Origin of the sequence: Flavobacterium ranwuense, assembly GCF_004349315.1 — a bacterium.
In the GTDB taxonomy this organism is placed as follows: domain Bacteria; phylum Bacteroidota; class Bacteroidia; order Flavobacteriales; family Flavobacteriaceae; genus Flavobacterium; species Flavobacterium ranwuense.
The window spans coordinates 39,866-59,796 of record NZ_SMLH01000009.1 but is presented as its reverse complement, the minus strand read 5'-3'; the positions used below and the strand labels follow the sequence as shown (position 1 = coordinate 59,796).

The window sequence follows — 19,931 nt, the reverse complement described above, 5'->3', positions numbered from 1 at the left end:
AAAAACAACTTAAATGGACTCAAATTTCAAAAAAATTATTCCTTTCACAAACCCATATCGCTCTCATGTGGTCTGGAACGTAATATTCAATATTTTTTACGCACTGTTTAGTACCTTGTCTTTTATTGCATTAATCCCAATGATGGATGTCCTTTTTGGTACTTCTGAAAAAATCGATAAAAAACCTGTTTTAGAGTCTATTTTTGACATCATCAAATTTTCTAAAGAATACTTATATTACAACATCACACTACTAACCGAAAAGAATGGTCCTGAATTTGCCTTACTGTTAGTTATTGCCATAGTAAGTGTAACTTTTCTATTAAAAAATCTATTTAATTACCTAGCATCCAATCATTTGATGCATCTTAAAAATGGTGTACTGAAGGATTTAAGGAATTCAATGTATCACAAAATCATTAACTTACCTGTTTCCTACTATTCTGAAAAAAGAAAAGGTGATATTATGGCTCGAATGTTAGGTGATGTAAACGAGGTTCAAAATTCTTTTTTTTCTATCTTAGAATTAATCGTTAAGGAGCCAATGACCATCGTATTCACTCTTATTGGTATGATTGCTATAAGTTTCAAGTTAACCTTGTTTGTCTTTATTTTTATCCCACTTTCAGGACTATTAATATCAAAAATTGGTAAATCACTGCGCAGCAAATCCGAAAAAGTTCAATATGAAAACGGCTATCTAATTTCGATTGTAGAAGAATCGTTATCTGGACTAAAAGTTGTTAAAAGTTACAATGCCGAATCAAATTTTAAACAAAAATTTAATGATTCAGTCACCCGAGTTTTAAAATTGTCTAACAGTATAGGTAAAAAAAACAACTTGGCTACGCCTTTAAGTGAGTTCTTAGGGATTATTACTATTTGCATATTGCTTTGGTTTGGTGGAAAAATGGTACTTGTTGATACATTACCTAATGGAAAAGCATTACTTGATGGTGCTAAATTTCTAGCCTACATGGGTCTTGCTTATAATATCTTAACTCCTGCCAAAGCCATTTCTAAAGCCTCTTATTCGGTAAAAAATGGACTAGCAGCTGCTCAACGTGTTTTTGAAGTTTTAGAAGTAAATAATGAGATTACAGACGGCAAAAATGCAATTAAAAAATTAGCTTTTGAAGACAGTATAGCAATTAAGAATATTAATTTTAGATACGAAGACGAGAACGTTTTAAAAGACTTTTCACTTAACGTAAAAAAAGGACAAACAGTTGCTCTTGTAGGACAATCCGGAAGTGGAAAAAGTACGATTGCCAATTTATTAACTCGTTTCTATGATGTAAATGAAGGAACAATAAGCATCGATGGAATCAACATCAAAGACATTAATTTGCATTCCCTTCGTGATTTGATGGGATTAGTGACTCAAGACAGCATTTTGTTTAATGACACCATAAAAGCAAATATCGCACTTGGTAAACATGACGCCACGGATACAGAAATCATCGAAGCGTTGAAAATTGCCAATGCGTACGAATTTGTAAAAGACTTACCACTCGGAATTCACACAAATATTGGCGACAGCGGAAACAAACTTTCCGGCGGACAAAAACAACGATTATCAATTGCCAGAGCAGTTTTGAAAAATCCTCCAATTATGATTCTCGATGAAGCAACATCAGCATTGGATACCGAAAGCGAAAAATTCGTTCAAGTAGCTCTGGAAAATATGATGCAAAACAGAACTTCAATTGTTATTGCACACCGTCTTTCGACTATTCAAAAAGCAGATTTGATTGTGGTGATGCAAAAAGGAAAAATAGTCGAGCAAGGAAAACATGACGAACTTATTGCAATGAATGGCATGTATAACAAATTAGTGACAATGCAGTCCTTTGAATGAAGATTGCAGATTAACGATTTTTGATTTAAGATTTTATTGAGGGTCGAAAATCTTTAAATAATTCAATTTTTTAAATTTTTAAATCTAAAAGATGTACATCAACAATCCAAACATAAAACTTCCTGAAGATCCAAATACTGTTGTTTGGAAATACCTTGACTTATCTAAGTTTCTTGATTTGTTGTTGTCACAAAAGCTGTTTATGTCGCGATCCGATAAATTTGAAGATCAATACGAAGGTACCTTTAGCGAACCAACTTTTGAGGAAATAAAAAAACTTTCAATCGATAATCCTGATTTTTTAAATTTTTACAAAACCCATCGGGAAAAAGTAGCCATTAGCAGCTGGCATATCAATGAATATGAATCGTTTGCTATGTGGCAGATTTTTACGCAAAACAGTGAAGGTTTAGCGATTCAATCCACAATAGGCAGATTACAGGAATCGCTTGGTCCTGAAACAAATTTCTATCAATATATTGGAGAAGTAAATTACATCGATTACAAAAAAGAACACATTCCGTTTGACGATATGTTTTTCCCTTTTTTGTTCAAGCGAAAAAGTTTTCAATATGAACGTGAAGTTCGTATCATTTCAGACATTGGCGAAAGCACTATCAAAATCAATGAAGGACTGAAAATTAGTGTAAATATCAATCAGTTGATCGAAAAAATATACATTCATCCTAAATCCGAAAACTGGTACAAAAACCTAGTTATCCAATTAGTAAAACAACTGGGATTTGATTTTACCATAGAAAAATCAGACTTGGAAAGTGATATTTTGATTTAAAATTATCGCTTCTAAACCGGTTCGTAACCAATTATTTTCCATTCCTTTTTTGACAAATCAATATAGTAGTAATTCACCACGTCTTTCTTATCAAACTCTCCATTTTTATTGGTATCCTCTACGGTTCTGTAGTACAAACGATTTTTAGATTCTATCAATTTCCAATCTATTAATTCCTGTAAATTATACGATATCTTAGTGAATTTTTTACCGCTAATTTCGCTTAAATACAATGCTTTAATATCACTTGTATCTAATTTTCCGTCTTTGTTTGTATCCATGTCGACCATCGTGTACACCATAATCTGATTATTGGTTTTATCAGCAACCGACTTCAAATACGTAGCTGTTTGAATCAAAACAGGCTTGTCTGTCAATTTTCTGATGGAATCCGAATCTACTTTTTGAAATTTTATATTTTGCAAAAACCCGGTAATTTCAAATTCTCCATAATTAGAAATGGTAAAACTCAAATCATTGACGCTGGAAGAACCATATCTCGATTTTATCCCTTTCTCACGAATACTTAAATCCGCTACGGGATGAATCAAATAATCCGTTCCTTCCATTTGAAGTGGCAAGTCGGCAATTTGTATTTGAGTAGAATCGGCTACGGCAATTGCTTTTCCTTTATTAGATCCATTATAAGTCACTTTTGGCTTTTCGATTTCCTCTTTGCAACTGGCTAAAAGTAAAACTGCGATTCCTAATATTGTGATATGTAGTTTTTTCATGTTGTTGTACTATTAAAATTCAAATGTAATCATTTTTAAAAATGGTAATGGTATTCGGTACTTGATTTAACTAATTAAAATTGGGTTAAACTTTTCTAATTGTTAGCGTTTACAACTTCGCCGTCAATTTCACATTAAAAACTCTGGTGGTCATATAATTAGGAATCGCATATTGATTTTTAGAATACACATCACGAACCCAAGTATTCGTAATGGCATTTTGATTATCAAAAAGATTGAAAATTTCTAATCCTATCGCCAACTCTTTAAAGTCCTTAAACCAACCTGTATTCTTTTTTACTGTAGTGTTATCTATAAAAACTTTGGAGAAGCCAACATCCACACGGCGGTAATCATTCAATCGATTTTGGTACAAATAAGGATCAGCATACGATGGCGAACCACCCGGCAATCCAGTATTGTAGACCAAATTCAAGTACAATTTTATACTTGGAATATTAGGCATATAATCTTGAAACAAAAGCCCAAATTTCAATCTTTGGTCCGTAGGTCTGGCAATATATCCTTTATCATTACTGTTTTCTTCTGTTTTCAAGTAACCAAAACTAAACCATGATTCTGTTCCGGGCACAAATTCCCCGTTCAAGCGAACATCTAATCCTTGCGCATACGCTGTTGCATTATTATTAGCCGCATAACGAATGCGAACATTGTCAATCGTATATGTATTTACATCTGTCAGCGATTTATAATACAACTCTGAAACCAACTTGAAAGGGCGATCCCACATTTTGAAACTATAATCATTTCCAAAAACAAAATGAACAGACTGTTGCGCTTTAGTATTCGGTTGTACCATTCCATCTGCATCTCTTAATTCCCTGTAAAATGGCGGCTGATGGTATAATCCTCCCGAAAGTCTAAAAACCATATCTTTCTCCCAATCTGGTTTTATGGCAAATTGTGCTCTGGGGCTAAAAGTAATTTGGGATTTTCCTATTACATTATCACCTGTAACTTCCCAATTGTGCATGCGTAAACCAGCATTATACCAAACTTTACTCGTACCAATATTCGATTTCAAACTCCATTGACCATATCCCGAAAACCTATTGATGGAATTAAAATTAGTCGCTCGGATATTTTGATACGGAACAAGCGGTCCGGTGTAAGGCGAATAGGGCTGATCATTTTTAGGCAAATCAATAATTGGTGGATTCAATGAAAAACCAGCCGAATCAATTACCTCCCACTCTATTATTCTGTCACGGATGGATTCTCGTGTATATTTTATTCCCCATTCAAATTGATTTTCTTTCCAATCGTGAAATCCTTTTATCTCTGTATTTACAATTAGTGCATCCAAATCATTTCTGGCATGACTCAACTGCGATCCAATTCCTCTTGTAAAAGCCACTTCTCCAAAAGTTTCCGATCCAATACTGGAATCTACTTCCCCTAAACGGTATTGGGCGAAAATATCAAAATATTCTTGTTCTAAAGTTTGAAAAACAGAACCGATAAATTTCAAAGTAAAATTATCCGAAACATTAAAAGTTGTTTTTAAAGCCCCAAAATAAGTATCGTATTTATCCTTTTCCTGACCTTCATAAAAAACAGTGAGCGACATAGGATTATCTATGGTTCCAAAATTAGTCTGTCTCGTTAATGGCTGATATTGGTATTTATTTTGTGAAATATTCCCAAGAAAACTCCACTGCCATTTAGCCGAAGCCTGATAGTTTATATTGGTTTGAATATCTGCAAATGAAGGGGTGAAATTCGTTTGAGTCTCTTGGCTTTTTACCAAAAGGCTGTTGTTGCGGTATCGAACTCCCGTAACCGCAGACCATTTTTCATTCTTGGAAACAGCATCAACGGAAAGGCTTCCGCCAAGAAAACTTGCTTCAAGGCTTGCGCCAAATTTAACCGGTTTTCTATAGGTAATATCCAAAACAGACGATAACTTATCCCCGAATTTAGCTTGAAAGCCTCCTGCCGAGAAATCAACATTTTGAACTAAATCCGTATTGGTGAAACTCAAACCTTCTTGTTGTCCCGAACGAATCAGGAACGGACGATAGACTTCAATTTCATTTACATAAACCAAATTCTCGTCATAATTCCCGCCTCGAACTGCATATTGCGTACTCAATTCATTATTAGAATTTACTCCAGGTAAGGTTTTTAAAATGTTTTCGATTCCGGCATTAGCTCCTGGAATTTTTCGGATGATTTCAGGCTCAATTGTTGCAACACCCTGAATCAGTTTTCGGTTATTGGATGTCACAATCACTTCTCCCATTTGTTCCTCCTGATCACTCATCACTGGGTTGAACTCCTTTTGTTCATTAGAATCCAAAGAAAAAATTACCGTTATTTTTTTCAACGAGACATGCGTAAAAACTAACGTTACTTTTTGGTTCGCAGGGACTTTTAGATCATAAAAACCATTTTTATTGGATTGAGTGCCAATACTGGAATAAGAAACATTTACGTTTTCTACCGGTTGATTGTTTTTGTCTAAAATCACACCTTTTATTCTAGCCGTTTGGGCCAATAAACTTAGGCTTGCGAAGAAAAAAAAGAAAACAAAAATTAATTTATGAGTACTCAAATGATTTGGTTTTTATTTTTTTTGGCTTCTAAAAAAACGAGTTTCAAAGGTAGTCGAATTTCCTACATTATCAATCACCACAACTTTTAAATCATTAGCACCATCAGCAACAATTCCATCATTGAAATAATGAATTAGTTTTCTGGTTTTATTATCATATTCGAATAATACCCATTTTCCGTTTAAATAGCCGTTGTATGATTTTATACCTGACAAGTCATCGTATATGGAAAGCTGAATTGTTTTTTGCTCGCTGATCCATTTCCCTTCTACAGGAACGGCCATACTTATTTTTGGTGTAATAGTATCTGCAACCAAAGCATATTTTCCTAAAACTTTAACCTTTGTATTGAATACGCTGTCTTTTCTATAGGTTGGATTGTAATTTACTTTTTTTCCTTCGATTCTACCAATGAACATTTTTTCTCTTTGCGCTTCAGTCGATTTTGTATCTTCAATTGAAACCGTAAAATTAGTATGCACAGGAATAGTATCGTCGTGTAAAAACAAAGTATCATTTTTTACATCAAAATTCAAATCAAAATCTTCGTAAAAAGTTCCTGCAGGAAAGAAAACCGACATGTTTGCTAAAGCAAAATTGCTATCTTTATTAGCTTTGACAAAATAATTCGATTGCACTGGCTCAGGACTGATTATTGTAGTCAATAAATCATATTGAACAGGAATGGCTATTGTTTTTTTATTTCCAAAGAAATCCGAAACTTCAATGCGATACAGCGATGCTAAATTTGGAGTAACTTGTAGCACTCCTTTATTCTCATCAGCTTGGATAATGCTCAAACTATACGGGTTTTTCATAAAAAGCTTCTGAACCCGTTGTTGCATTTTCTTATATCGCGAATAATCAATCAGCGCATTAATGTAGCGCATGTCGTCGAATGAATACGTATTGAATTCATACCCGAAGTTTGGTTTTCCATTATAAAAAGATTGCACTTTATACACTCCGTTATTATTAAACGAGACATCATCAGTGTCATAAGCAGAAATTCCAAAACCTATTGCACCGTTTGCAACTACTTTGTCAGATAAATAGGTTCCGTCTTTTTGCAATGAAACATTCAGTAATAAAGGTCGTTTCGAATGATTGACTGTAGTTTTCGAATCTAAAGGATACACATAAACTCCTGAAACAACTGGTTTCTTAGTATCCTTTAAAAATTTATTGTACCCAAAAAGCATCGGATTGATTATGAATTCTGTTTTAGAATCCCGAAATTCAAAATGCAAATGCGGTCCTTCGGAAGCTCCTGTATTACCAGAGAAAGCAATAATTTCTCCTTTTTTCACCACCATTTCATCTGGCTTAAAAAACATTTCAATTTCAAATGATTGTGCTGCATAATGCGTTTTCTTGATGTAGTTTTCTATTTCACCATTGGCCATTTTTAAATGCCCATAAACGGATGTATACCCATTAGGATGATTGATGTAGATTGTTTTTCCGTTACCAAAAGTAGATATCTTTATTCTTGACACATAACCATCGGCCACTGCATATACTTTCAATCCTTCTTTTTGTTGCGTTCTTAAATCAAAACCTGCATGAAAATGATTGGGTCTCAATTCTCCAAAATTCCCGGACAATTGCATCGGAATATCTAATGGTGAACTAAAATAATCTTTTGGATAGTCAACTTGTGCAAAAACAGAAGTGCAAAAAAATAAAAAAAATACAGAAAATCTCATCGTTTACATTTTTGCTAAGATAAAAAAAGTATTCAAAACAGCGCTAAAAAAAATAGTTCGTAACCATTTGTAAAACTGATATTTAATTAATTTAATGCAAAAAAAATAATAAAATATTGCAAAATTAAAAAGGAATACTAACTTTGTATGATTATGTAATGAATAAGATATATAATGAGTGCAATTGCAGAAATTATTGATACTCTTGAAAATAAGATTGAAAAACTTTTCACTAAAATGAAAGGTTTGGAGAAAAACAATCAAGATTTGAAAAACGAATTAACAAAAACTGCATCCATAATACAAACTCAATCACAAGAGATTGAAGCGCTAAAAACGCAGTATGAAACACTCAAAGTAGCAAATACATTACTAGGCAGTGACGATAATAAAAGAGATACGAAGCTTAAAATAAATTCATTAATTCGCGAAATTGATTACTGTATAGCACAGCTATCAGATTAATAAAAGATATGGACGAAAAGCTTAAAATTAAAATATCAATCGCAGACAGAGTCTACCCGTTAACGGTTGATTTCTCTCAGGAAGAAGGCCTTAGAAGCGCTTCGAAAAAAATTGATAAGATGATCAAGCAATTTGAAGAAAATTACGCGGTTCGTGACAAGCAAGATGTATTAGCAATGTGTGCTTTACAATTTGCTTCACAAACGGAACAAAAACAAATTGATAATGCCATAGATGGAGAAGCAACCATCGAAAGAATTAAAAAAATCAATTCGATTTTAGATCAATATCTCGACAAATAAACGTTCTTTACAAAAACTAAGATACTGCCTACATTAGTTCATATTTGGTAAACTCAACACTAACAATTTAGAATGAGCAAATCATCGTTACTATAGCAAGCCGTTTAAGTACGGAAGCTTGAACAACGAGTTAGCTCAAAACTTGTCTTTCCGAGTTTATACAAGCAACCTAATGTAGGCTTTTTTATATATAAATTTTAACAAACATGGACATATTAACGATTATTATTTCAGGAATTATAGGTATTGCGGGAGGTTTTGGTATTGCCAAACTGATAGAAAAAAGCAATATTTCAAACTTAATTAAAAACGCAAAAAAAGAAGCATCATCCATTTTGAAAGATGCTAATCTGGAAGCTGAAAACATAAAAAAAGATAAAATTCTTCAAGCAAAAGAGAAATTTATTGAATTAAAATCAGAACACGAACAAGTTATTTTATCCCGTGATAAAAAAGTTGCCGAAATAGAAAAAAGAGTTCGCGATAAAGAATCTCAAATTTCTAATGAATTATCAAAAGCTAAAAAAGTAAATGATGATTTTGAATCTAAAACTTTAGAATATACTACTAAAATTGAAAATCTAGATAAAAAACAAACTGAAGTTGACAAACTACATAAAAGTCAATTGCAACAGTTGGAAGTTATCTCTGGTTTATCTGCTGAAGAAGCTAAAGATCAATTAGTAGAAGGACTGAAAGCTGAAGCAAAAAGCAAAGCAATGTCTCATATTCAAGATACTATTGAAGAGGCAAAATTGACGGCACAGCAAGAAGCGAAAAAAATCATCATCAATACCATTCAAAGAGTTGGTACGGAAGAAGCAGTAGAAAACTGTGTTTCTGTATTTAACATTGAATCTGATGACGTAAAAGGTAGAATCATTGGTCGTGAAGGTAGAAATATCCGCGCACTGGAAGCTGCAACCGGAGTAGAAATCATTGTAGACGATACACCGGAAGCTATTATCCTTTCTTGTTTTGATCCTGTACGAAGAGAAATTGCTCGTTTGGCATTACACAAATTAGTAACTGACGGAAGAATTCACCCGGCACGTATTGAAGAAGTAGTTGCAAAAACTGCTAAACAAATTGACGATGAAATTATAGAAGTTGGTAAACGTACCGTTATTGATTTAGGAATTCATGGATTACACCCTGAATTGATTAAAGTGGTAGGACGTATGAAATACCGTTCTTCTTATGGACAGAATTTATTGCAACACTCCCGTGAAGTTTCTAAACTTTGTGGAATCATGGCTGCTGAACTTGGTTTAAACGTAAAACTGGCTAAAAGAGCTGGTTTATTACACGATATTGGTAAAGTTCCAGATGCCGAAAGTGATTTGCCACACGCATTATTAGGAATGCAGTGGGCTGAGAAATACGGTGAAAAAGAAGAGGTTTGTAACGCTATTGGAGCACACCACGATGAGATTGAGATGAAATCCTTATTATCGCCAATTATTCAGGTTTGTGATGCTATTTCAGGTGCAAGACCAGGAGCGAGAAGACAAGTATTGGATTCTTATATTCAACGTCTAAAAGATCTTGAAGAAGTAGCGTACGGATTCAGCGGTGTGAAAAATGCTTATGCCATTCAAGCGGGTAGAGAACTTCGTGTAATTGTTGAAAGCGAGAAAGTTTCTGATGAAAATGCAGCTAACTTATCTTTTGATATTTCACAAAAAATCCAAACGGAGATGACATATCCTGGACAAGTTAAAGTAACTGTAATTCGCGAAACAAGAGCCGTGAATATTGCTAAATAATTTATTGAATTTACATATATAAAAAAACTTCTCATCACTGAGAAGTTTTTTTTTGCATTATATAGAAAGAAGAATATCATTAAAATATGCTATCTATTTTCGAAATCAGCTAATTAATCATTCAAGCAGTCGTTAAAAATGATTTTAAAAGTAGTTCCTACCCCAACTTCACTTTCAACCGAAACAGTCCCTTTCATCGATTCTATTTGATTCTTTGTAATGTGCAATCCTAATCCTCTGGCTTCTTCATGCTTGTGAAATGTTTTGTACATTCCAAAAAGAGAATCCCCATATTTTTTCAAATCGATCCCTAATCCATTATCAGAAATTGACAACGTTTTATTTCCATTTTCCAATGAGAAAGAATATTTTATCTCAACAGGCTTATTAGGATTCGAATATTTTATGGCATTTGTTGTAAAATTCAACAAAACACTTTCTAAGTATGCTGGATTAAAATCGACAAAAACACCATCAGGAATCTCTTTTATAATGGTAACTTGATTTTGATTTTTTAAATTCTTGATCAAGTCCAAAGTCTTATTTAAATATAAATTCAAGTCCAATGATTCAATCGGAATACTCGAATTACTTTGTATAAGTACCAATTGGGTCAAATTTGCTATTGTTTCGTTTAAATCATTCGAAACAGTGCGCAAATGAGACAACATTTCTTTGTTGCTCTCTAAATTATCATCAGCATCTATAAAATCTAATAGTGATTTAATATTACCCGCTTGAGTATTTAGATTATGGGATACAATATGTGAGAAATTCAATAGTCGGCTATTTTGCTGACTATACAATTCCATTGTTTTTATTAACTCTAGTTCTTTTTCTTTTTGCAAAGAAATATCAGTATGCGTTCCTATAACTCGCAATGCTTTCCCATTGATGTCCCGCTCTATTACTTTTCCTCTATCTAAAATCCATTTATATTTTCCGCTTGACGTTAAAACACGGTGATAATTTTCATAAAAAGGTGTTTTATTGTCAAAATGATCATGAATTTCAGAGTAATATTTTTCTAAATCATCAGGGTGCACAATTTCATCCCAACGCTCAGGATTATCAAAAATATCCAAAGACTCCTGTTCGAGAATTTTCATCGATTGTGAGGAATAGAAAACTTTGTTAGTCGTTAAATCCCAATCCCAGACTCCTGCTGTAGAAGCTTCAAGAGCAAATTTAAAACGTTCTTCAGAAATTTTAAGTTTAATTTGCTGCTCTTTTAAGTCTGTTATATCTGAAATCCTTCCATAAAAAGCAATATTCCCATCAGGATATAATTCTGGTTTTGATTCAACTTTAAGCCAGCGCAATCCCTTTTCAGGTAATAAAACCCGGAACTCAAAATCCCATCTTGTAATGTTTCTTTTTGCTTTTACCAATGACTCAAAAAACGACAATCGATCGGCCTCAAATATCCTGTCATAGACAAGGAATTTATCACTGTCAACAAAATGATCTGAAGACAACTCAAAAAAATCGTTTACCGATTTACTCACTAATGGAAATAAATAGGTATTGTCAGGAGCAATAACAAATTCAAAAATTAAATCTGGAATCTCATTAAATAATTTATTGTAAAAATTATTTACCTCTTGGCAATTTTCGTTTTGGGGAAAATCAAAAATCATAACTACTTTTTATCATTATAATACAACACAATTTAGATTATATTTTTTATTTAGCTATCAAATTAACAATAAAATCGCATCAATTTAATGAGAAAGCCCCCTTGCTATTTAGAAATTTCATTTTAGGTTCAATCTGTAGATCTTTTCCTTCCTAAATAGTTTAAAATTTGAAATTATAACACAAAATGTTATTTTCTGGGATGAAACGAATTTAGAACTTGTGTCAGAAACTTTCTGTCAAGATGCACATATATTTCTGTTGTCGTTATCGATTCATGACCTAGCATCAACTGTATTGAGCGTAAATCAGCTCCATTTTCCAAAAGATGAGTTGCAAAAGAATGTCGCAAAGTATGCGGACTTATAGTTTTATTCAAATCAATTTTGACTGCTAAGGTTTTTATAATAGTAAAAATCATTGCTCGAGTTAACTGTTTTCCTCTTCTATTTAGAAAGAGCGTATCCTCAAAACCTTTTTGAATAGTACTATGTGTTCTAATAGTATTCCTGTAAATTTTAATGTATTTCTGCGTCAAATCACTTATTGGAACAAAACGCTGCTTATTTCCTTTACCCGTTATTTTAATAAAGCCTTCCTCAAAGAATAAGTCGGAAATTTTCAAAGAAACTAATTCTGAAACCCGTAATCCACAACCATAAAGTGTTTCGAGCATGGCCCGGTTGCGTTCGCCTTCGTTTGTGGTTAAGTCTATCGCAAAAATAATACGATCAATCTCATCCACCGATAGCGTATCCGGAAGCTTCCTGCCCGTTTTAGGAGTTTCAATAAGTTCTAATGGGTTGTCTGCCCGGTAATCTTCAAATATCAAATAACTAAAAAAACTTTTAAGACCTGATATAATTCTGGCTTGTGAACGTGGATTGACTTCCTTAGCCACACTATAGATAAATTGCTGCACCGTTTCTTCTCCAATTTTTATTGGCGAAACGATAATTTCGTTTTTAGCCAAAAAAAGGCACAACCGTTCGATATCAAAAGAATAATTATCTATAGTATTCTTAGACAAACCACGTTCGATTTTTAAGTATGATTGATAGTTTTTTATACAGGAAATCCAGTTCATAATTACAAAGTAAAGCTTTTTTGGGCATAAAAAAACCTTCCACGAATGTGGAAGGTGCTATAATCAATTTTCAAAAATTTAGAATTTGTAGTTAAAACCTAAATTGATTGAAGAAAATGTTCCGTTATTAGAAATTCCTTTGTAACCTGCATAAACTTCAATTTTTTCAGATTGATAACCAAATTTCGGTTGGTATAAGAAACCACCATCTCCATCACCGCTACCAGCATAAATTGCATACCCTAAATCAGTCCCTAAAAACAAATGATCAGTAAATGAGTATTGCCCTGTAGCAGCTAATGGTATAAATCCAGCGTTAGGGACTTCAAATCTACCAGCTCCAGAACCAATTGTTTCACCTAAATAAGCAGTGTACCCTGTTGTAACACCCGCACTAAATTTGTCTGTAACATTCCACATGTAAGTAACATCGACACCTAAATTAACAGAATAAGCATCTTTAATGTCCCCAGTAGGCAAACCTACATGAGCTCCTACTTTAATCCCTCCATCTTGAGCATTTACATTTCCAAACGTGAAAACTGCAACTAATAACAAAGTAATTTTTTTCATAATAATTTTATTTACATTTAGCAACACAAAGTTAAACAACTCATATACAGCTAATTACATTAATTAATAAAATTCGATGAATTTCAAATTAATTCGATTAAAAACAGTAAAAATTAACATTTAATCATCTGATTGCAATGTGTTTACTGTTTTTTAAAATAATTATAAGTCGTGAAAAAAATCTGTTAAATAAAAACAATATCAATTTGATCTTTAAGTTTAAGTGAATCTTATAAGTAAAAAATATAAAATTATAATATTTCTATACTTTAAGAGTTTTATCTTGCATGTTCAAATTAAGAACAATAATTAAAAACAATATTATGAAAAAGACAATTTTAGTTACCGTTTTACTGCTCGCAATTTCAAGTACTATGCAAGCTCAATTAGTTAAATTTGGAATTAAAGCCGGTTTAAATTACGCCAATCAAACGGGAAGCGAAATAACTATCAATTCAACTAATTACAATAAAAAAGATGCAATTACCAGTTATCATGCTGGTTTAGTAGCCGAGATTAAGTTAACTGATGGTTTTTCTGTTCAGCCTGAATTATTATATTCTACTCAAGGAGCAAGCTATGAAAATGCTGGAGAAGAATTTAAAAATGAATTGGGTTATTTATCCATTCCGGTTTTGGCAAAATTTCATTTGAATAAAACAGTCAGTCTTGATCTTGGACCACAAGCCTCTTTTTTATTGAGCGAAAGAAATGATTTTGATGTAAAAAATGCTGAAACTTTTGAGTTTGGAGTAGCTGGAGGTTTAGGATTTAATATCACTAAAAACTTTTTTCTACAAGGTCGTTACGTATTAGGATTAACCGAAGCTTCAAAAGAGGCTGAAGTTAAGAACTCCGTTTTACAAATATCAGCTGGATTTACGTTCTAAATTCCAATAAAAAATTAAATTTATCAAAACCGTTCTTTAAATTGGAACGGTTTTTTTATTTTTACAAAAACTGGAATTATGAAAATTAGCATTATCAACGGACCAAATCTCAATCTTTTAGGAAAACGCGAACCAGAAGTTTATGGCAGCTTAACCTTTGAAGAATATTTTACCTCGTTACAAATAAAATTTCCAACAATAGAATTCACGTACTTTCAAAGTAATATTGAAGGCGAATTAATAGATAAAATTCAGGAATTTGGTTTCTCCTACGATGGTATTATTCTAAATGCCGGGGCCTATACCCATACTTCCATTGGCATTGGCGACGCCATAAAAGCCATCACCACTCCAGTGATTGAAGTCCATATTTCGAATACGTTTTCACGTGAAAGCTTCAGACACCAGTCCTATATTTCTGGAAATGCAAAAGGAGTTATTCTGGGTTTTGGTCTAAAAAGTTATGAATTGGCAATACAATCTTTCTTGTAGCTCCCCAATTAAAATAAAAATATTCCTATAAATGTTTAACAAATAATTAATACCCTCTTTTTAAAGTTCTTCTATTTTTGCGAAAGAAAAAACTTTCATGAGAAAATACTACCTACTTCTAATTACTTTGGTATCAATTACCAACCATGCACAAATAAAGGGAACAGTTTCTGACGAAAAAGGGAATCCCCTACCTTTTGTAACCGTTTTTCAAGAAGAAACCTATAATGGGACTACCTCAAATGAAGCAGGGAAATATGAACTTAACTTGAAGAAAACGGGAAAGCAAACTGTCGTATTTCAATTTTTAGGTTTTAAAACACAAAGAATAACAATTCAGAAGGATAAGTTACCGTATTCATTTGACGTTAAAATGATTGAAGAAAGTTTTTCTTTAAATGAAGTTGTTATCAACACCAAAATTAATCCTGCAATTGCTATCATAAAAAACGCAATTGCCAGTAAAAAAGAAAATACCCAAAAAACAGCTCGTTTTAACGCCGATTTTTATTCCAGAGGTATTTTTAAACTAAAAAATGCCCCTAAAAAAATATTCGGTCAAAAAATTGGTGACATGAATGGCTCTTTGGATTCTACAGGAACCGGGATTATTTCATTGTCTGAAACTTTTTCTAAGATTACTTTTGAAAAACCCAACAATTTAAAAGAAGTGGTAACCGCCTCTAAAGTAAGCGGAAGAGACAATGGCTACAGTTATAATACGGCCAGATCATCTTTTTATGATTTCTATGACAATACGATTGACTTTGGGGTTAATATGATTTCTCCAATCGCAAATAATGCGTTCAATTATTATAAATATAAACTGGAAAGCACTTTTTATGATGCCAATAATCAAATAATCAATAAAATAAAAGTTACTGCAAAACGAGACAGCGAACCTGTTTTTGAAGGTTACATATATATTGTTGAAGATTCTTGGGCCATATATGCCGTTGACTTAGATATTAAAGGTTACCGAATGAAAGAAGAGTTTGTCGATGTCATGACTTTAAAACAAAACTTCAGTTACAATAAAAGCAATAAAATTTGGGCAAAAAACACTCAAAGTCTTGATATTACAGCCGGAGCCTTTGGCATAAAATTCAATGGAAAATATACCTATGTGTATAGTAATTATGAATTTGTAAACTCCTTTGCTAAAAAAACGTTTACAAATGAAATTACAAGTGTCGAAATAAATTCAAATAAAAAAGATTCTATTTTTTGGAATAGCACCAGACCCATTCCTTTAACAATCGAAGAAAGCAGTGATTACATTCGAAAAGACAGTATTTACAAGGTTAGAAATTCTAAAAAATATTTAGATTCTATTGATGCCAAAGGGAATAAATTCAAAATAATGAAACTACTGACAGGTTATACTTATAGAAATAGTACAGAGAAAAACTCCTTTAGTTATGAAGGATTACTAAATCTGGGTTCTTTAAGTTTCAATACCGTACAAGGTTATAATTTTGATTCTGGATTTAGATACACCAACTGGAAAAATCAGGAAAAAAAAGGAATATACACTTCCATCAGTACAAAACTCAATTACGGTTTTGCTGAAGATCGTTTGCGTGTAACAGGGCAATTTATCCATCGGTTCAACAATCAGAATTACGCCACTGTATACTTAACAGGAGGCAGTTCCGTCAAGCAATTTAATCCCAATGAACCCATCAGTAAAGTTATAAACACGATAAGTTCATTGGCATTCAAGAACAATTTCATGAAGCTGTATAATCTAGAATCGGCAGCAATTGGGTACAGCCAGGATGTTGTAAATGGAGTAAACCTAAATGGAAAGATAGAATACCAGCAACGCAAACCATTATTTAACAACACTGATTTCTCTTTCTTTAACAAGAACGATTTATACACTTCTAATAATCCGCTGGCACCAGATGACTTTATTACTCCTGCTTTTGAAAAGCATCATTTGATGAAAGCTACTCTAAATGCAAAAATAAATTTTGGAAACAAGTATTCCTCGCGTCCCGATGGGAAATTTAACATCCGAAATGAAAAATATCCGACTCTTTATTTAGGATATGAAAAAGGGTTTGCTGCCAATGAAAAAAAATATGAATTTGACCACGTAAATGCACGATTAACCTATGATTTAAAATTGGAAAACAAAGGAACTCTAGGAATGAATTTAAAAGCTGGAAAGTTTCTAAATGCAGAAAATATCTCCTTTGTAGATTACAAACATTTTAACGGAAATCAAACACACATAGGTCAGACAGAACGCTATTTGAATGTTTTTAACTTATTGCCTTATTATTCTAACAGTACAAATACCCGTTATTTTGAAGCACATGCAGAATACAATGACGAAGGATATATTATGAATAAAATTCCGCTGTTGAATACATTAAAATCAACTTTAATACTGGGGGCTCATACACTTTCTACACCAAATATTAAGCCTTACACTGAGTTCACGGTTGGTTTAGATAATTTAGGCTTTGGCAAATTTAAAATGTTACGGGTCGATTATGTACGTTCTTACCAAAATGGTTTCCAAGGTGACGGTGTAGTTTTTGGACTTAAATTTTTAGATATTTTAGAGTAAAACTTCAACAAAAAAATAGCTTAGTAACAAGAAAAAAGGCACGAAAAATAATCTTCTTGTGCCTTTTTTAGTTTTATGAATTTCAAAAATGATTTAAATAATGAAATTAATTCGGTTCCACATGAATCAAAACGTGACCCAATTCCGGGATTTCCTTTTGCAAAGTGTCTTTCAGTTTATGTGCTAAGTCATGTCCTTCTTTTACTGTAATATTCGAATCCACAATTGCATGCAAATCTACGTGATATTGCATACCGGCTTTTCGAATAAAACACTTTTCCGTGTCTATAATTCCGTCTACTTGAAGCGAAACTATTCTAATTTGTTCAATTAAATCATCGTATAAATGTTCATCCATTATTTCCCCCAGAGCAGGTCTGAATATTTGATAACTATTATAAAGAATAAATCCTGAAGCAAAAAGTGCTGCCCAATCATCAGCTGATTCGTATCCATTTCCTAAAATTAAAGCAATTGAAATCCCAAGAAATGCCGCCACGGAAGTTATTGCATCGCTGCGATGGTGCCAGGCATCAGCTCTCAGTGAGGAACTATTGGTTTGAATGCTCCTTTTCATCACTAATCGAAAAGAATACTCTTTCCAAATGATTATTGCCCCAAGAACGATTAATGTCCATGGTTTTGGCAATTGATGTGGTGTGCCAATATTGATGACACTTTCATAAGCAATAATGGTGGCAGAAGTGATTAAAAAACCCACAACCAAAAAAGTGATTAATGGTTCAGCTCTTCCATGTCCATAAGGATGATTTTTATCTGCTGGTCTATTGGAATATTTAATTCCAAATAACACCAAAAATGAAGCAAAAATATCAGTGGTAGATTCAATTGCATCCGCTATTAAAGCATACGAATTCCCGAAAAATCCCGCCAGACCTTTAATAATGGCCAAAGATGTATTTCCAATAATACTAAAATAAGTGGCCTTTATCGCTGTTTGTTCGATTGACATGATCTTTTTCTAAAGATTAATTAAAATTAAAAACGTTTAAGTAAACCGTATTGAATGCTTAGATTCAAATCCTATTTGGTTTACTTAAACGATATTTTATAATTATTTATTTGATTTACGCGCGTACAATATTAGCTCCAATAGCTCTCAATCGTTCGTCAATGCGCTCGTACCCTCTGTCTATTTGTTCAATATTCTGAATGGTACTCGTTCCTTTTGCCGAAAGCGCTGCAATCAATAAAGAGATTCCCGCACGAATATCCGGAGAAGACATTGTAGTGGCTTTCAATTGTGATTTAAAATCGTGTCCCATAACAACAGCTCGGTGTGGATCACACAACATGATTTTAGCTCCCATGTCAATCAGTTTATCGACAAAGAACAATCTGCTTTCAAACATTTTTTGGTGAATCAATACATCGCCTCTTGCTTGAGTGGCAACTACAAGAACAATACTCAATAAATCAGGAGTAAACCCAGGCCAAGGTGCATCGGCAATTGTTAGAATAGAACCATCAATATCTGTTTTTACTTCATACCCATCTACGTGAGCAGGAATGTATATATCATCTCCTCTACGTTCCAGAGTAATTCCAAGTTTTCTAAAAGTATTAGGTATAACACCCAAATTATCCCAACTTACATCTTTTATCGTAATCTCCGATTTTGTCATTGCAGCAAGACCAATCCAACTTCCTATTTCAATCATATCAGGAAGAATTCTATGCTCACAACCACCTAAACTTTTAACACCTTCAATAGTCAATAAGTTAGATCCAACACCTGTTATTTTAGCTCCCATGGAGTTTAACATCTTACACAATTGTTGTAAATAAGGTTCACAAGCAGCGTTATAAACTGTTGTTCTTCCTTTGGCCAAAACGGCAGCCATAACAATATTAGCGGTTCCGGTAACTGAAGCTTCATCCAATAACATATCAGCACCTGTCAATCCTTTAGGCGCTTCTACACCATAAAAATGATCTTCTCTATTGTAACGGAATTTTGCTCCAAGATTTATAAAACCTTCAAAGTGGGTATCCAATCTTCTGCGTCCAATTTTATCACCACCTGGTTTTGGAATATATCCTCTTCCGAATCGTGCCAAAAGTGGCCCAACAATCATAATAGATCCACGAAGAGAACCGCCTTCTTTCTTGAATGCTTCAGTTTCTAAATACTCTATATTCACTTCATCGGCTTGAAAAGTATAAGAGCCAGATCCTGTTTTTTGGATTTTAACTCCTAAATTTCCTAAAAGCGTAATTAGTTTGTTGATGTCAATAATATCAGGAATATTATTAATAATCACTTTTTCAGAAGTTAAAAGAACAGCACATAAAATTTGCAATGCTTCATTTTTGGCCCCTTGTGGCGTGATTTCTCCTTTTAGACTAATGCCTCCTTCTATTTTGAAAATTCCCATTTTTTACAGTTATGAGTTATAAATTATTAGTTATGAGTTAAAAAGTTACGAGCTAA

The 19,931-nt window shown here is 33.1% G+C and carries 16 protein-coding genes; 8 read left to right on the top strand and 8 right to left on the bottom strand.

Annotated elements, in window-relative coordinates:
* Positions 1-13 precede the first annotated feature (13 nt).
* Entirely contained in the window at positions 14-1,861 is a 1,848-nt protein-coding gene (locus E0I61_RS13500; RefSeq protein ID WP_132072037.1) for an ABC transporter ATP-binding protein, read from the top strand.
* A gap of 91 nt (positions 1,862-1,952) precedes the next feature.
* Positions 1,953-2,654: a DUF2971 domain-containing protein gene (locus tag E0I61_RS13495; RefSeq protein WP_131992869.1), complete on the top strand. Its 702-nt coding sequence runs from the start codon at positions 1,953-1,955 to the stop codon at positions 2,652-2,654.
* Positions 2,655-2,665: 11 nt separating this feature from the next.
* Here E0I61_RS13495 and E0I61_RS13490 read toward each other — a convergent pair whose 3' ends face one another.
* From E0I61_RS13490 to E0I61_RS13480, 3 genes are all read right to left on the bottom strand, one after another.
* A complete protein-coding gene (locus E0I61_RS13490) occupies positions 2,666-3,388 on the bottom strand; it encodes a hypothetical protein (RefSeq protein ID WP_131992872.1) in 723 nt (240 codons plus the stop codon).
* Positions 3,389-3,497: 109 nt separating this feature from the next.
* The gene (locus E0I61_RS13485; RefSeq protein WP_132072035.1) at positions 3,498-5,966 is read right to left on the bottom strand and encodes a TonB-dependent receptor; all 2,469 of its coding nucleotides are present in this window, start codon (positions 5,964-5,966) and stop codon (positions 3,498-3,500) included.
* A 12-nt stretch (positions 5,967-5,978) separates the two neighbouring features.
* Positions 5,979-7,676, bottom strand: coding sequence for a M23 family metallopeptidase (locus E0I61_RS13480; protein ID WP_132072034.1), 1,698 nt, complete (start codon positions 7,674-7,676; stop codon positions 5,979-5,981).
* Between the two features lie 174 nt (positions 7,677-7,850).
* On the opposite strand from E0I61_RS13480, the gene E0I61_RS13475 reads away from it, so the two are divergent.
* The 3 genes from E0I61_RS13475 to rny all read left to right on the top strand — a co-directional run bounded on the left by E0I61_RS13475 (position 7,851) and on the right by rny (position 10,212).
* On the top strand, positions 7,851-8,141 hold the full coding sequence (locus E0I61_RS13475) for a hypothetical protein (protein WP_131915205.1): 291 nt from the start codon (positions 7,851-7,853) through the stop codon (positions 8,139-8,141).
* Between the two features lie 8 nt (positions 8,142-8,149).
* Positions 8,150-8,443 (top strand): cell division protein ZapA, encoded by a 294-nt coding sequence (locus E0I61_RS13470; protein WP_131915206.1) that lies wholly within the window; start codon positions 8,150-8,152, stop codon positions 8,441-8,443.
* A 206-nt stretch (positions 8,444-8,649) separates the two neighbouring features.
* Positions 8,650-10,212, top strand: a complete 1,563-nt coding sequence (rny, locus tag E0I61_RS13460; protein ID WP_131992881.1) for a ribonuclease Y — start codon at positions 8,650-8,652, stop codon at positions 10,210-10,212.
* Positions 10,213-10,325: 113 nt separating this feature from the next.
* Here the strand turns inward: rny and E0I61_RS13455 are convergent, their stop codons facing one another.
* From E0I61_RS13455 to E0I61_RS13445, 3 genes are all read right to left on the bottom strand, one after another.
* Positions 10,326-11,852 (bottom strand): sensor histidine kinase, encoded by a 1,527-nt coding sequence (locus E0I61_RS13455; RefSeq protein WP_131992884.1) that lies wholly within the window; start codon positions 11,850-11,852, stop codon positions 10,326-10,328.
* Between the two features lie 188 nt (positions 11,853-12,040).
* The gene (gene xerD, locus E0I61_RS13450) at positions 12,041-12,937 is read right to left on the bottom strand and encodes a site-specific tyrosine recombinase XerD (protein WP_131992887.1); all 897 of its coding nucleotides are present in this window, start codon (positions 12,935-12,937) and stop codon (positions 12,041-12,043) included.
* 78 nt (positions 12,938-13,015) lie between these two features.
* Positions 13,016-13,510 (bottom strand): hypothetical protein, encoded by a 495-nt coding sequence (locus tag E0I61_RS13445; protein ID WP_132072032.1) that lies wholly within the window; start codon positions 13,508-13,510, stop codon positions 13,016-13,018.
* 323 nt (positions 13,511-13,833) lie between these two features.
* On the opposite strand from E0I61_RS13445, the gene E0I61_RS13440 reads away from it, so the two are divergent.
* The 3 genes from E0I61_RS13440 (at position 13,834) to E0I61_RS13430 (ending at position 17,476) form a co-directional block, all read left to right on the top strand.
* Positions 13,834-14,400: a porin family protein gene (locus E0I61_RS13440; protein WP_131992893.1), complete on the top strand. Its 567-nt coding sequence runs from the start codon at positions 13,834-13,836 to the stop codon at positions 14,398-14,400.
* A 78-nt stretch (positions 14,401-14,478) separates the two neighbouring features.
* Entirely contained in the window at positions 14,479-14,892 is a 414-nt protein-coding gene (aroQ, locus tag E0I61_RS13435; RefSeq protein ID WP_131992896.1) for a type II 3-dehydroquinate dehydratase, read from the top strand.
* Between the two features lie 97 nt (positions 14,893-14,989).
* Positions 14,990-17,476 (top strand): DUF5686 and carboxypeptidase regulatory-like domain-containing protein, encoded by a 2,487-nt coding sequence (locus tag E0I61_RS13430; RefSeq protein ID WP_132072030.1) that lies wholly within the window; start codon positions 14,990-14,992, stop codon positions 17,474-17,476.
* A gap of 106 nt (positions 17,477-17,582) precedes the next feature.
* Here the strand turns inward: E0I61_RS13430 and E0I61_RS13425 are convergent, their stop codons facing one another.
* Positions 17,583-18,449: a cation diffusion facilitator family transporter gene (locus E0I61_RS13425; RefSeq protein ID WP_132072028.1), complete on the bottom strand. Its 867-nt coding sequence runs from the start codon at positions 18,447-18,449 to the stop codon at positions 17,583-17,585.
* A 115-nt stretch (positions 18,450-18,564) separates the two neighbouring features.
* Complete coding sequence (gene murA, locus E0I61_RS13420) at positions 18,565-19,875, bottom strand: UDP-N-acetylglucosamine 1-carboxyvinyltransferase (RefSeq protein WP_132072026.1); 1,311 nt, start codon at positions 19,873-19,875, stop codon at positions 18,565-18,567.
* Between the last annotated feature and the right edge of the window lie 56 nt (positions 19,876-19,931).

What these genes read in the sequence shown, in the direction of transcription:
- E0I61_RS13495 (WP_131992869.1), top strand. Translation starts at nt 1,953, where the DNA reads ATGTACATCAACAATCCAAACATAAAACTTCCTGAAGATCCAAATACT.
- E0I61_RS13475 (WP_131915205.1), top strand. Translation starts at nt 7,851, where the DNA reads ATGAGTGCAATTGCAGAAATTATTGATACTCTTGAAAATAAGATTGAA.
- xerD (WP_131992887.1), bottom strand. Translation starts at nt 12,937, where the DNA reads ATGAACTGGATTTCCTGTATAAAAAACTATCAATCATACTTAAAAATC.
- E0I61_RS13490 (WP_131992872.1), bottom strand. Translation starts at nt 3,388, where the DNA reads ATGAAAAAACTACATATCACAATATTAGGAATCGCAGTTTTACTTTTA.
- murA (WP_132072026.1), bottom strand. Translation starts at nt 19,875, where the DNA reads ATGGGAATTTTCAAAATAGAAGGAGGCATTAGTCTAAAAGGAGAAATC.
- aroQ (WP_131992896.1), top strand. Translation starts at nt 14,479, where the DNA reads ATGAAAATTAGCATTATCAACGGACCAAATCTCAATCTTTTAGGAAAA.
- E0I61_RS13425 (WP_132072028.1), bottom strand. Translation starts at nt 18,449, where the DNA reads ATGTCAATCGAACAAACAGCGATAAAGGCCACTTATTTTAGTATTATT.
- E0I61_RS13470 (WP_131915206.1), top strand. Translation starts at nt 8,150, where the DNA reads ATGGACGAAAAGCTTAAAATTAAAATATCAATCGCAGACAGAGTCTAC.
- E0I61_RS13500 (WP_132072037.1), top strand. Translation starts at nt 14, where the DNA reads ATGGACTCAAATTTCAAAAAAATTATTCCTTTCACAAACCCATATCGC.
- E0I61_RS13455 (WP_131992884.1), bottom strand. Translation starts at nt 11,852, where the DNA reads ATGATTTTTGATTTTCCCCAAAACGAAAATTGCCAAGAGGTAAATAAT.
- E0I61_RS13445 (WP_132072032.1), bottom strand. Translation starts at nt 13,510, where the DNA reads ATGAAAAAAATTACTTTGTTATTAGTTGCAGTTTTCACGTTTGGAAAT.
- E0I61_RS13440 (WP_131992893.1), top strand. Translation starts at nt 13,834, where the DNA reads ATGAAAAAGACAATTTTAGTTACCGTTTTACTGCTCGCAATTTCAAGT.
- E0I61_RS13430 (WP_132072030.1), top strand. Translation starts at nt 14,990, where the DNA reads ATGAGAAAATACTACCTACTTCTAATTACTTTGGTATCAATTACCAAC.
- E0I61_RS13480 (WP_132072034.1), bottom strand. Translation starts at nt 7,676, where the DNA reads ATGAGATTTTCTGTATTTTTTTTATTTTTTTGCACTTCTGTTTTTGCA.
- rny (WP_131992881.1), top strand. Translation starts at nt 8,650, where the DNA reads ATGGACATATTAACGATTATTATTTCAGGAATTATAGGTATTGCGGGA.